Origin of the sequence: Bacteroides sp. D1 (assembly GCF_000157095.2) — a bacterium.
GTDB classification, from domain to species: domain Bacteria; phylum Bacteroidota; class Bacteroidia; order Bacteroidales; family Bacteroidaceae; genus Bacteroides; species Bacteroides xylanisolvens.
This window is the reverse complement of the sequence record NZ_JH114344.1, coordinates 148,006-161,923: the sequence shown is the minus strand read 5'-3', so window position 1 is coordinate 161,923 and position 13,918 is coordinate 148,006. Positions and strand designations below refer to the sequence as shown.

At 42.9% G+C, this 13,918-nt stretch carries 7 protein-coding genes; 1 reads left to right on the top strand and 6 read right to left on the bottom strand.

Annotation, left to right across the window (positions count from 1 at the left end):
* Position 1: 1 nt before the first annotated feature.
* Positions 2-3,073 (top strand): chondroitinase family polysaccharide lyase, encoded by a 3,072-nt coding sequence (locus tag BSAG_RS07890; protein WP_004313851.1) that lies wholly within the window; start codon positions 2-4, stop codon positions 3,071-3,073.
* A 417-nt stretch (positions 3,074-3,490) separates the two neighbouring features.
* On the opposite strand, the gene BSAG_RS07895 is transcribed toward BSAG_RS07890, so the two are convergent.
* From BSAG_RS07895 to BSAG_RS07920, 6 genes are all read right to left on the bottom strand, one after another.
* Entirely contained in the window at positions 3,491-4,768 is a 1,278-nt protein-coding gene (locus BSAG_RS07895) for a DcaP family trimeric outer membrane transporter (RefSeq protein ID WP_008019293.1), read from the bottom strand.
* Between the two features lie 54 nt (positions 4,769-4,822).
* Complete coding sequence (locus tag BSAG_RS07900) at positions 4,823-5,770, bottom strand: tRNA-dihydrouridine synthase family protein (protein ID WP_004313853.1); 948 nt, start codon at positions 5,768-5,770, stop codon at positions 4,823-4,825.
* A gap of 227 nt (positions 5,771-5,997) precedes the next feature.
* On the bottom strand, positions 5,998-7,098 hold the full coding sequence (locus tag BSAG_RS07905; protein WP_004313854.1) for a DUF5017 domain-containing protein: 1,101 nt from the start codon (positions 7,096-7,098) through the stop codon (positions 5,998-6,000).
* A 30-nt stretch (positions 7,099-7,128) separates the two neighbouring features.
* Positions 7,129-8,901 carry a RagB/SusD family nutrient uptake outer membrane protein gene (locus BSAG_RS07910; protein ID WP_004313855.1) on the bottom strand — a complete coding sequence of 591 codons (1,773 nt, stop codon included), beginning with the start codon at positions 8,899-8,901 and terminating at the stop codon, positions 7,129-7,131.
* Positions 8,902-8,928: 27 nt separating this feature from the next.
* Entirely contained in the window at positions 8,929-12,087 is a 3,159-nt protein-coding gene (locus BSAG_RS07915) for a SusC/RagA family TonB-linked outer membrane protein (RefSeq protein ID WP_004313856.1), read from the bottom strand.
* A 159-nt stretch (positions 12,088-12,246) separates the two neighbouring features.
* The gene (locus BSAG_RS07920; RefSeq protein WP_004313857.1) at positions 12,247-13,782 is read right to left on the bottom strand and encodes a sulfatase-like hydrolase/transferase; all 1,536 of its coding nucleotides are present in this window, start codon (positions 13,780-13,782) and stop codon (positions 12,247-12,249) included.
* Between the last annotated feature and the right edge of the window lie 136 nt (positions 13,783-13,918).

Below are 13,918 nucleotides of genomic sequence, written 5' to 3'. Positions count from 1 at the left end.
CATGATGAAACAACCTTTTACTAAATTTGGAGTGACAACTCTGTTTTCTCTTTTGTGCTCAGCATTCCTTCATGCTCAAGTTGTAACAGATGAACGGATGTTTTCTTTTGAAGAACCGCAAATACCGGATTGCATCACCGCTACCCATTCCCGCCTGTCGGTATCTGATCTGCATTATAAAGATGGAAAACATTCGTTGGAATGGACATTTGAACCGGGTGGTATATTGGAACTCAAGAAAGACCTGAAGTTTGAGAAGAAAGATCCGACCGGCAAGGATTTATATCTTTCGGCTTTTATTGTGTGGGTTTATAATGAAGTTCCCCAAGATACGATCATTGAGTTTCAGTTTCTGAAAGACGGCAAACGATGCACATCTTTCCCTTTTGGTATTAATTTCAGTGGTTGGCGCGCCGCATGGGTTTGCTATGAACGTGATATGCAAGGCACACCGGAAGAAGGTATGAATGAACTCCGGATTATTGCTCCAAATTCAAAAGGAAGCCTTTTCATCGATCATTTGATTACGGCTACTAAGGTTGATGCACGTCAACAGACGGCCGATCTGCAAGTCCCTTTTGTCAATGCCGGAACCACCAACCATTGGCTGGTTGTCTATCAACACTCGCTTTTGAAACCGGATATTGAATTGACTCCTGTAGACGATAAGCAAAGAGCAGAAATGCAACTGTTGGAAAAGCGTTTTCGTGATATGATCTACACGAAAGGGAAAACGACAGATAAAGAAGTAGAAACCATCCGCAAGAAATATGATTTCTATCAGATAACTTACAAGAATGGTCAAGTATCGGGAGTACCTATTTACATGGTACGTGCTTCAGAAGCTTATGAACGGATCATACCGAACTGGGATAAAGATATGCTGACTAAAATGGGAGTGGAAATGCGTGCTTATTTCGACCTGATGAAAAGAATTGCCGTTGCATATAATAATGTGGTAAATCCGGTGATTCGGGAAGAAATGAAGAAGAAGTTCTTAGCAATGTACGATCACATAACCGATCAGGGGGTAGCTTATGGTAGTTGTTGGGGAAATATCCATCATTATGGCTATAGTGTTCGCGGTCTGTACCTGGCATATTTTCTGATGAAAGATGTGCTTAGGGAAACCGGGAAACTTCAGGAAGCCGAACGGACATTACGCTGGTATGCGATTACTAACGAAGTATACCCTAAACCGGAAGTCAATGGAATTGATATGGACTCTTTCAATACACAGACCACAGGACGCATTGCCAGCATTTTAATGATGGAAGATACACCGGAAAAACTACAATATCTCCGGTCTTTCTCCCGTTGGATTGATTTTGGTTGCCGTCCTGCATTGGGATTGTCCGGTTCGTTTAAAGTAGACGGAGGTGCTTTCCATCATCGAAATAACTATCCGGCTTATGCTGTGGGCGGACTCGATGGAGCAACCAATATGATCTATCTTTTCAGCCGGACGGAATTTGCTGTTTCCGAGTTAGCTCATGAAACAGTGAAAAATGTACTGTTGACCATGCGTTTCTATTGCAATAAGCTGAACTTCCCTCTTCCCATGTCCGGTCGTCATCCAGATGGAAAAGGTAAACTGGTTCCTATGCATTTTGCTATGATGGCTTTAGCCGGTTCTCCCGATGGAAAGGAGGAATATGATAGTGAAATGGCTTCTTCTTACCTCCGTCTGATTTCAGACCCAAGTATTGAAAATGACTCTCCCGAATATATGCCTAAGGTTTCAAATGCTGAAGAACGTAAGGTGGCAAAACGTCTTGTGGAGAAAGGTTTCCGTCCGGAACCGGACCCGCAGGGAAATATAGCGATGGGATATGGTTGCGTCTCTGTCCAACGTCGTAGTAACTGGTCGGCTGTGGCACGCGGACATTCCCGTTATCTATGGGCGGCAGAGCATTATCTGGGAGCAAATCTATACGGTCGTTACCTGGCACACGGCAGTTTGCAAATATTGACTGCTGCACCGGGACAGACAGTAACTCCCGCCACTAGCGGCTGGCAGCAGGAAGGTTTTGACTGGAACCGTATTCCGGGAGTGACATCTATTCATTTGCCATTGGAGCAATTGCAGGCTAAGGTGCTCAATGTGGATAGTTACTCTGGAATGGAAGAGATGCTTTACTCCGACGAGGCTTTTGCCGGTGGTTTGTCTCAACAGAAGATGAATGGTAATTTCGGAATGAAGTTACATGAGCATGATAAGTACAACGGATCACATCGGGCACGTAAATCTTACCATTTCATCGATGGAATGATTGTTTGTCTTGGTTCGGATATTGAAAATACAAATACGGAGTTCCCGACAGAAACGACTATCTTCCAATTGGCAGTTACTGATAAAGCAGGGCATGATTATTGGAAAAATTATCAAGGAGATAAGAAAGTATACGTAGATCATTTGGGAACGGGTTATTATGTTCCAACTCCCATCCGGTTTGAGAAGAACTTTCCTCAATACTCGCGAATGCAAAATACAGGAAAGGAAACAAAGGGTGATTGGGTTTCTTTGGTTGTAGATCATGGAAAGGTACCGAAAAACGGAAGTTATGAATACGCTGTTTTGCCTCAGACGAATGAAGCTCTGATGAAGAAATTTGCAAAGAAGCCTACTTATAAGGTATTACGGCAAGACAGGAATGCACATATTGTTGAGTCCGTTTCCGAACAGATCATTTCTTATGTGTTGTTTGAAACTTCTGAAACGACATTGCCGGGTGGCTTATTACAACGTGTGGATACTTCCTGTTTGGTTATGACTCATAAAGAATCTGCTGATAAGATTAAGTTGACGGTGGCACAACCGGATTTGGCTTTGTATCGCGGTCCAAGCGATGAAGCGTTTGATAAAGATGGGAAACGTATCGAACGTAGTATCTATTCACGACCATGGATTGAAAATGCCAGTGGTGAAATACCTGTGACTGTAACGATAAAAGGGCAATGGAATGTAGAAGAAACTCCCTTTTGCAAGGTGATTTCTTCTGATAAGAAGCAAACAGTTTTGCAGTTCAGTTGCAAAGATGGTGCTAGCTTTGAAGTGGAGTTAAGGAGATAAAAGTCAGACAATAGGAGATCATTTGCTTTCCCTGATAGGGGAACAGTAGTTTCTCTTGGAGAAACCATAGTTTCCATGCCGTTGAAACTATTGTTTCTAGGTGCTGAAACTACAGTTTCCCAATGCTGAAACTTTAGTTTCCCGGTACGAAACCTTTGGTTTCAAGCCTTGAAACTAAAAGTTTCCCTACGAGAAACAAGGGTAATGCATTCATGAAATAAATAGGATTGCCTGGAGCTTCCGGAGTGAATACCTCCGCGTTGTGAAATGTAGCTTATCTGTTTCTGGTGACAGCATTATTGTTGTCACACTGCTGTCACCTATTGCTGTCACGGTGTTAATTGTTAATAATCAAACCGTTAAGCAGCAATCGGTGACAGGTGACAGATATATAATTAAAATAATTGTATAGAGAGGTTAGAACATAAACATGGCAACGGCAACAATACGGTTGTTACATACGGCATGGGTATCTTGAATTTTCCCATTGGACGTATTGAGCGAACCATACCATGCAGAGCTTAATGTATATTCCAACCCGAATTTCCAGTGGGGGACATTGTAGGTCAGTTCTGCTCCTGCCGTAACTAATTGGTTAAGGTCTGTTCCTGTTCCATAAAGTTTTGCATCATTTCCTTTGGGAGCATATAGTGCATCACTTGTTCCCAGATTCTTGGCATAGCCTACGAAGATTCCCGGCTTCCATTTCTGTCCGTAGACAACGTTGAACCAAGAGCTGGAGAAACGTATCGGAGTATATTCTTGTTCTCCCGTTTGTTCGTTGACAGACTTGATCCCGAATCCACCCAAACCGGAAGCTTGTGTCAGATTGGATCCTAATACACTCTTCGCACCTATAAACCAATCTTTATTCGTATATTTTACATGGGCTTCGTAGGACAGGGTGGTAATGCGTTCGTCCACCTTGAAGGTTGTTTCCATTGAATGCATATAGCCGGTATACGGGTCTGTAAAATAATGATGGAGTATTGCTTCCGTTCTAGGTTTCAGTGAAAGCATTTCGACGCCTACTCCTGCTTGCAATTGTTTACTTTTATAGTCTAATCCTAAGTAAATTTCGGGAATACAGCTTTGCTTCAGATACTTATGTGTTTTCCCTTCCGGTCCTTGTGAAGTATATTGTGATTGCCACACTGCGGCTCCGGTAAGTTGGAAATTCTTGTTTGTATAGCGATAACGAATTTGTGGCGCACGGCTGAATGGTTGGAACGGTGCTCCTACGGAGAGATTAAGAATCTGCGGAGACACATCTCCGAATAACGGATGCCAGTTTTGCCCGAGCAATAAAGCCGATTTACCCCAATCCAGATTCAAATAAGCATGACGAAGGCGAATGACCGAATAAGAAGTGCCTGTGCCGCGGAAGTCGACTTCTACTTTGGCAGACGTCTTGGCTGTTCCCAGTTTTGGACCGGCAACGTCTACTCCAAGGCGTGAATATAAAGTATAGAAGTTACTGTTGGGTGTTGAGGTCAAATCGTTCCCCTCCGGATCACGCACTTTGTCTTTTGGATACATATAAAACAATCCGTCTACGGTTTCTTCGTTAGCACGACTATTATAATAGAAGTCAGTACGAATCTGTCCGTAGAATTTGAACTTGAAATCCTGCATTTGTGCGAAACTGCCCGATACGGTTATCAGACAAAGAAAGATTAGAATGTATTTTTTCATAATGTGCATGTTTGTAAACGGGCGCAAAATTACGTAAAATTACTGGTTATCAGTTCATCGTTGATTAAAAAAGGCAAGGATTGCCTGATTATATTTATTGAGACTTGTGCTTTTATGAATTGCTTTCAGTAATTTTCTGTCTGCTTGCGGCATTAAATATTCCCAGAAAGTTTTCATTTTGTTCAGAAGTTGTTCGTCTCCTCCTTCCAACTGTTCTGCATATTGATTGTATACGCATTTGTGCATAGATTGCAATTTTTCTCTCATTTCATCGAACTCGAGTGCACGGTTTTGTCTATACTCCAAAGCTAATGCCGGGTTGGCAAGTAATCCCCGTCCTATCATCATTCCGGCTAGTCCGGGAAACTGTTCCTGAATGCGGTGAATATCTTCTACACTATTGATATCCCCATTATAGATGAGCGGATGTTTGCAGACTCCCTGAAAGGCTTCAAACGCTTTAAGGTCGACTTCTCCTTTATATTGCTGTTTTCCCAAGCGGGGATGCATAACCACTTGTCGTAGGGGGAGCTCATTGATAATCGGAGCCAGTTTCAGACATTCCTCCGGATCTTCCCAACCCAACCTCATTTTGATAGAAAAACTAATTTGCGGATATTCCGTAATCAGCCAGCTAAGTAACGCTTGCACTTCTTCGGGATAAGGAAGAATACCGGAACCATTGTGGCGTTTAGCCAGCATGGGAAAAGGGCACCCCATATTGATATCGACTTCCTTATATCCCTTTTCAATGAGTAGGGATAAGATTTTTTCTGCTTTCTCAAAAGAGGGAGCTATCAGTTGTGGAATCAGATGGGGTACTTGATTATTCCCGGGCTCGATTCCTCGGACATCTCTATGGCGAAATCCGCCTTTTTCGAGTCGTACAAATGGGGTATAATAAGTATCTATACCTCCGAAGCAGGCAGCATGAGCATTACGGTAAATCACGTCGGTATACCCTTGTAATGGGGCAAAATGAATAGGAAGAGTCTTTTGCATTGTTTTTATTTTTGTGCAAACTTATATATAAATGTTGATTTATACGCTAGTTGAGTAAAGAAAAATGCTTTTTCGGAGGAGAAGAAAGGGAAGAGGGTGGAAAGATATGGTAAAAGTAAAAGAGAGGAACCTCGCGGTCCCTCTCTTTCTGATGTTAAATTGATTAAAGTCTGATTTTTATAAACGTTTTCTATGATTGAAGGTTAGAAAAATTGGGGGATATGCTTTTATTCTACAACGTTTATAGTCAGTTCACGTACTACTTGACCACCTTGATGGACGTAGTTTGCATTGTTGGCTACGAAGGTAGCGGTATATGTTCCGGCCTCCTCGTAGGTATGTGAGTATATCTCTAATGTTTGCGAGATATTTTTGATGGCTACACCAGCGTCAGGATCGCAGGAACCATTGAGGAGGATTGGATTGGAAATAAGCCAAGTATCTCCTTTGGTATAATCTTTGCTACCCCCGCTAGTTACGAAATCGTTTGGTTGGCTAATTCTCCAAAAATAAGGAATATTACCATCCACTGTGGTGTATGCTATCTTGTCTGCATATTCAGCACTTTTCATTTCTTCAAGTGTGAGATTTTTGTTTCCTAATGCTTCCTTCAGTTTGGTAAGATGAGTGTTGTTTTTTGAAAGATCATCTAAATTGTAGGTTACATTTAAAGCCGAGAATTCGAAGTTCTTTGCATTAATTGTGGTTGATTTCCCATTGTTGAATTCTAGATTAAGTTGTAATCCTTTAATATGTATAACAGGCATTGTAGCGCTGTTGTCAAGGGGATTCAGGCGGAAAGCAATGCTGATTTCCTTGCCCAAGTAAGAAGTCAAAGGGCAAGAATAGTCTTTAGTAACTTTGGTTGCTTTGGGAAGATCTTCCTGGCTGACAAGTTCCGTCCAGTCACAGTTAGTAACAGCTTCTTTGTCTTTTTCCACGTTGTTGCCACTAATTCCTCCAAATCGATCGGATATTAATATGTGAGTAGAACCTTCGATGGTTTTCGCATTGCCATAGTCATATAATATAGAGAAATTGATTTCACATTTTTCTACGTCTTCCGGTTGCATTTCAATTCTGTCCCGATGTTTGTATTCATGGCCTATTTCTCCACTGAAGAAGCTGATAAAATCAGGGTCGCCATCGAAGCTGAACGTTACAGGGCTTCCTTTTTTTACAGTCACAGTTTTGCCATCGAAGCTGACATTGCTGTCTGTCACCACACCCACTTCCATTGCTGTTTCTTCTTTTAATTCCTTGTCGCATGAAGCCAGGGATAGTCCGGCAAAAGCGATAGTCATCAAACTTTTATATATTGTTTTCATGTCCTTTTCTTTTTAAAGTTATTAAGAGAATTACCAACCCGGATTATTCGTCTTGATAGCACCGTTTGATCCTATTTCATTGGCAGGAATCGGGAAATAATTGTAAGACTTCGGAATATTGAAGTAAGTATATACATTGATTCCGAACTTCCAGGATTCGTCAGCCTGTGCCTTGTCCACTTGTTCCTGCATCAGTTTGTAATAGTCTCCCCAACGGATCAGGTCGAAACGACGTGTGTACTCGAAACAGAGTTCCATTGCACGTTCGTCTTTGATAGCCTTCCGGAAGTTGGTTTCATCCAGATTTGCAGCAAGCTTGTTGATTCCTGCACGCTCTCTTACTGCGTTGATACATTCATAAGCCAGATCATTAGGACCATGGTTGACTTCATTTTCCGCCTCTGCAATCATTAGCAGAATGTCAGAGTAACGGAGAAGAGGGAAGTTGATGGAAGTATCGTTTTTACTCTTCTTGTCTGCTTCATATTCTCTACGATATTTGGCGGCAGCTCTGTTGCGGTTCTTATTGGCATCGTTCTTCGATTCACGATCACCGTAAGTGGAACCCGGCTCTGTTTTACCATAGCTGAAGGATTTGTCCCAGTATTGTTGTTCCACTTCATCTCTTTTTCCCTTTACAAATTCACGACCGTCTACCGGAGTACCTTCTCCTGCTGACTGGGTGTAAGTGAATGGAGCGATGTTCCAGTTGCAACGGTCAATGTCACCGTTTGCTTCATACAATTCGAGCAGTTTAGGAGTATTCCAGATAAAAGCGTATGCATAACCCGGATCACCTTTACCGGTGATGGATGCTTTGGAAGAAAGATCTTTACCCTGAATACCAATGATATTACCGATTCTACCTTCTGCACGTACATCCGTTGAACGGTTACCTGCAAATTCTACTTCCCAAATACTTTCATTAGCCTTGGCACCATCCTTATTGAGAGCTGTGTTATACTTATCAGAGCAAATGTCGATAAAGAAATCCCAATATTTGGCAGTCAGTGAATGTCCTTCGTTTCTGACTAACTGTGCATAGTAACTCGCTTTCTTGAAGTATTCTGTAATCTCTGCATTTGTCGTACTGTTGGCTAAACCTACTTCCTTGTCGCGCTTAGGTTCGCCGGCTCTGAACATATATACCCGTGCCAACATACCCCAAGCTGCCGATTTGGAAACACGTCCCGGCAAGTAGTTCAAATCTTGGGCGGATTTGAGATCCTCGGCAGAACCGTACATCTCTCTGATGATGAAATCATAGATCGTCTGTTTGTCTGTACGCGGGATGGCGAGGTTATAAGCATCTTCTGTAGAATTAGTTTTGAAAGGTACATCTCCCCAACATTCTACCAAAGTGAAATAATAGAATGCGCGTAAGAAACGGGCTTCGGCTTTGTATTGCTTGCGGGTGTCGTCGTTCATATCGGGCACTGCATCAATATTTTCCAGGAAAATATTGGCTCTGTTGATGCCGGAGTATAATGTGTACCACAATGCTGCAACGGCCGGATCACTTGTATTGGCATTGTTACAGATCAACCCACTTTTGTTAGGTCCGCGGTTGGCACCACCATAGTGTCCCAGATCGTCACCTCCTACAAGGTATAAGAATTCATTTCCGTAGAAGGAACTTTGTCCCAGAATGGCATAGGTTCCTGTCAGCCAAGAGGTAGCGTCCGCTTCATTTTTGAAGAAGTTTTCAGGAGTGGTGTATGTCGGGTCTTTTTCCAGGAAATCGCAGGAAGTCAGGTTAAGTCCGATAAGAAGTGATATGATGATTATTTTTATTGTTTTCATATACGTAATTGTTTGAAGGATGATTGATTAAAAACCTAAGTTTATACCAAAACTGATAGAGTAGGCTCTCGGATAAGCGGAGAAGTCCAGTCCTGGAGTCAGTGCGCCTTCACGGATAGATACTTCCGGGTCATAACCGGAATATCCTGTACATGTCCATAGATTTTGACCGGCAACGAATACACGTGCATTGTCTATCTTCCATTTCTTGGTCAGTTGTTTCGGCAGTGTATATCCTAAAGATACGGTTTTCAGACGAAGGAAAGAACCATCTTCGATAATGCGTGTAGAGAACACTTTGTTGGAACCGGAGTCGGTAGCTCTCGGAATATTACTTTCCGGGTTTTCCGGTGTCCAACGGTCTGCATAACTTGCGTACTGGTTCAAGTCACGTGTCTTATTGCTGTTCTCGAAGAACAGGCGGTTGGCATTCAATACATCGTTTCCATACGACCATTGGAAGAAGATGCTCAAGTCAAATCCTTTGTATTCGAAATTGTTGGTAAATCCGCCCGTATGTTTCGGCATACCGTTACCGATCATAGTGCGGTCGTTATCGTCGATGATACCGTCACCATTCAGGTCTGCGTATTTCGGCATACCCGGTTGTGTATTACTTTCGGAAGAGAAATACGGAACATTGCGTTTCAGTGTATATGTATCACCTACTTTGTCGAAATCTTCGTATTTGTATGTACCTTCGTAGATGAATCCGTACATCATTCCCATCGGATAACCCACTTTGGCAATGTAGCTGTATTGAGAGTTATAGTTCTGGTCAAATTTGGCTGCACTCAACAGAGAAGATTGGTTTTCGGCCAATTCTAATACTTTGTTCTTGTTGAATGCGATATTAAAGTTAGTAGTCCATGAGAAATGACGGTTCTTGATATTGGTCGTGTTCAATGTGAACTCGATACCTTGATTGCGTACCTTTCCTACATTCTTCATGGCACTGAAATAACCGGAAGAGGTGGGAAGTGCAGTATTCAGCAACAAATCACGAGTCGTTTTACGATACCAGTCTACGGTTAATCCGATGCGTTCGTCCAGGAAGCCTAAGTCCAGCCCTAGGTTCCACTGTTCGGTAGTCTCCCATTTCAGTTTTCTGTTTCTTAAGGAAGTGGGCACTGTACCTACACTTGTCAGGCTGTTTTCGAACGGATATACACCACTCGGTAGGCTACCGATCGAAATAAAATCTCCGACTTTATCTTTTAATATCTGATATAAAGCATACGTATCATACTCGCCTACACGGTTGTTACCGGTCAATCCCCAGCTTGCTCTTAATTTACCTGAAGAAACAACAGACTTCAATGGTTTCATAAAATCTTCTTCCATGAATCCCCATGCCAATGAACCGGAAGGGAAGTAGCCGAAACGGTTATCACCACGGAATTTGGAAGAACCGTCGGAACGGAAAGAAACCGTTGCATAATACAATGATTTATAGTTATAGTTCAAACGGCCCAGGAAAGAAAGCATAGACCAGGAACTCTTTAATGATTTAGTCGTACTGGGAGTTCCTTCACTCATTCCCGCCATGCCGAGTGCTTCGTTCGGAATCTGTACCGTTTTGTATGAATAGTATTCATAGTCGGAATTCTGCAGGGTTACACCTACCATGCTATTGAAGAAATGTTTCCGTTTGATATTGGTCTGATAGGTTAGAATATTTTCGTTCAACCACGTTGCACGTTGAGAATGGTAGATTTCTGCATTCACCTTATCGGATGATTTCGGATTACCATAACGAGTTTTCGAGTTGTTGAATGTTTCCCCTTTGCGGGTATCGAATGTGTAACCGCCGGAAACTTTCAACTTCAATCCTTTGATAAATTCATATTCTGCAAATCCGTTGAACTGGATATAGTTCGCGTACGTCTTGCGATATTCATTTTTCAAAGACATGATAGGGTTGAAACGATAGTCGTTGGTATTGTTTATCGCGTCGTCCATGATGTTATCCATCAACGAGTTTAATGGTCTGTCCGGTTCGGTCACAGGGCGATATCCCCATACACTATAGAACAGGTTATTCATACCACTGTATGAGTTCTGGGAAGGAGAACCACCGGTAGTTGTAGTACTGGAATAGTTGGTCGTCAGATAGATTTTCAGTTTCTTCTTTTGGATGGTAGTACCCATACGGCCTTGTACACGTTTGTAGTTTGATTCCAACAAGATACCGTCCTGGTCATAATAAGATAAAGAAGCATTGTAGCGAACTCCTTCCGAACCACCGGTCAGGCTGACATTGTGGCTTTGCATCCATGCGCTGCGGAAGATTTCATCCTGCCAGTTATATTGCGGGATATTTCTATAATCTTCCAGTCCCCATTTCTTACCGTCATAATTCATGAAGTAGGTAGTTTCCATATCTTTGGGACTACGTTCTGCCTGTAGTTTGACGAATTCATAGGCATCCATCATCGGGATCGTTTTGGTGATATGCTGAATACCGAAACTTCCGTCGTATTTAATTTTAGGTTGGCCGATTGTTCCTTTCTTGGTTGTAATCATCACGACACCGTTGGCACCACGGGCACCGTAGATAGCGGTAGCAGAGGCATCCTTCAGGAAGTCGAGTGACTCGATATCGTTCTGATTAATGGCTGCGGCTATGGAGGGGTCTTCCACCGGGAAACCGTCAATGACATAAAGAGGAGAGTTGTCCTGTGTCAAAGAGTTGTTACCACGGATGACGATGTTCATCTGTCCGCCCGGCATACCTTCGCCCGAACTTACGTTGACACCGGCAATACGTCCGCCCAATGTCTCGCCGAAAGAAGCAGTCGGAGTGCTAAGTAGTTCCGCCATACTGGCTTTGGCAACAGAGCCAGTCAGATCCTTCTTGCGTATCTCCTGATAGCCGACTACTACCACTTCGTCCAGTGTCTTTGTGTCTTCCTTTAATGTGATAACCATTGGCTTTTGAGTGTCCACCTTCATTTCTACTGTGACATAACCAATGAAAGAAATAACCAATATCGAATTTTTATTGGGCACGTTAAAAGCAAATTTACCGTCAAGGTCAGTGATTGTTCCTTGCGAAGTACCTTTTACCTGGACACTGGCTCCCGGCACTCCTTCTCCTAAGTTATCCTTCACTGTACCTTTAACAAGTACCTGTGCAAGTATAAAAGAAACAGAAAACAGGATCAGTCCGATGGAGGAGAGCATCCTTTTTCTAGTTTGAGTGGATAAATGTTTTTTCATATATTAAAAATTAAGTGATTTTATTGAATCTACGCTTGCAAAGATAGATGGATTGAATATTCTAATATGGATAGAATTATTCAAGATTGGTGCAAAATCATACAATTTTCCTGTTCTCATAAACTATTTTTCTTTTACGGATTCTAGTAATTCAGATAATTCTTTCACTATGTCGGGGTATTGTTTTGATACATTCGTTTTCTCCGATGGATCGGAGGATAAATCGTAAAGTTGAGGCTGTTTGTCGTTGCCTAACTCCATTTTCGTCCAATACTCGATAGCGGGGCCGTCGCTCGGTTCGATGTATTTCCATTGACCTTTTATGATGGCAAGTGTGTTATTGAGATTCTGTTGAACGACATACTCACGGTTTGTATTATTTTTGCCGAGGAGTACGTTCAGATGTTCTTGACTATCGGGAGCAGCTCCTTTACGTAAAGGTTGGTCCAAAAGGGAGGCGAGCGATGCATACACATCTATTTGAGAGAAAAGAGCTTGTTGCTTGTTCGGCTTTACTCGGGCAGGCCAGCGGACGATAAATGGAACGCGTGTCCCCGCTTCGTAAGCACTGTATTTCCCACCACGGTAGATCCCCATCGGAGTATGCCCGTTGAGAAGTTCGTAAGCTTGGTCTTGATAGCCGTCGTCGATAACAGGACCGTTATCGCTGGTAAAGATCAGGATGGTGTTGTCTGCGATGTGGAGGCTGTCCAGTGTGTGCATGATTTCACCGATGGTCCAGTCCAGTTGCAGGATGACGTCGCCACGAGTGCCGAGTCCGCTTTTGCCTGCGAAACGTGGGTGGGGGATGCGTGGTACATGTACGTCTTGCGTACCCATATATAAGAAGAAGGGTTCTTCCTGATGGGATGCAATGAAATTCTTGGCCTTGTTGGTGATGATATCGGCTATGTCTTCATCTTTCCAAAGGGCGGATTTTCCTCCGGTCATCCAGCCGATACGGGGAATGCCGTTGATAATTGTATTGTTGTGTCCCTGGCTGGGTTTTAAAGTGACGAGCTCTGGGTTCTCTTCTCCCGTAGGCCAGTCGCCTACTTTGTGGTCGTAGTTTACGGTGATAGGATCATTGGGGTCAAGTTCTACGACATGTCCGTTTTCTACAAATACACAAGGTACACGGTCTACGGTAGCCGGAATAATAAATTCGTAGTCAAAACCAATGCTTTGTGCGTTAGGGGTAATCCGGTTGTTAAAGTCGGTTTCACCTTTCGGACCGAGTCCCAGATGCCATTTGCCTACTGCACCGGTTGCGTATCCTGCATCTTTCAGCATATCTGCCATGGTGACGCAGGTAGTGTCGATAATGAGTTCGGAGTTGCCGGGAGCGATTCCTGTGTTTTCTTGTCTCCAGGGGTACATACCTGTCAGGAGTCCGAAACGGGAAGGAGTGCTGGTGGCAGAAGTTGCATAAGCATTGGTGAATTGTACTCCTTGTCCTGCCAACCGGTCGATGTTGGGAGTACTCACTTTCGTTGCTCCATAACAGCTTAAATCACCAATGCCGAGATCATCTGCAAATATATAAATAATGTTAGGCTTTTGGTTGTTCTGCCCATTGCTCTTTTGGGGTGCATGACTGCATCCTGACAGCGTGACGATGCCGGACAATAGGGGAAGTAGACGCGAAACGTTTTTCATAATGCTGAATGTTTTAGGAAATAATGTAATGAACACAAAGATAAGCGAATGGAAGAAAAAGAATGAGTAGGAATGTACAAGTGAAGTACAAAATAGTACACTTAAGAGGTTACCTTCTTTATTCGGGCGAAGATGT

Coding starts and splice junctions, on each gene's coding strand:
- BSAG_RS07890 (WP_004313851.1), top strand. CDS start 2: ATGATGAAACAACCTTTTACTAAATTTGGAGTGACAACTCTGTTTTCT.
- BSAG_RS07895 (WP_008019293.1), bottom strand. CDS start 4,768: ATGAAAAAATACATTCTAATCTTTCTTTGTCTGATAACCGTATCGGGC.
- BSAG_RS07900 (WP_004313853.1), bottom strand. CDS start 5,770: ATGCAAAAGACTCTTCCTATTCATTTTGCCCCATTACAAGGGTATACC.
- BSAG_RS07905 (WP_004313854.1), bottom strand. CDS start 7,098: ATGAAAACAATATATAAAAGTTTGATGACTATCGCTTTTGCCGGACTA.
- BSAG_RS07910 (WP_004313855.1), bottom strand. CDS start 8,901: ATGAAAACAATAAAAATAATCATCATATCACTTCTTATCGGACTTAAC.
- BSAG_RS07915 (WP_004313856.1), bottom strand. CDS start 12,087: ATGCTCTCCTCCATCGGACTGATCCTGTTTTCTGTTTCTTTTATACTT.
- BSAG_RS07920 (WP_004313857.1), bottom strand. CDS start 13,782: ATGAAAAACGTTTCGCGTCTACTTCCCCTATTGTCCGGCATCGTCACG.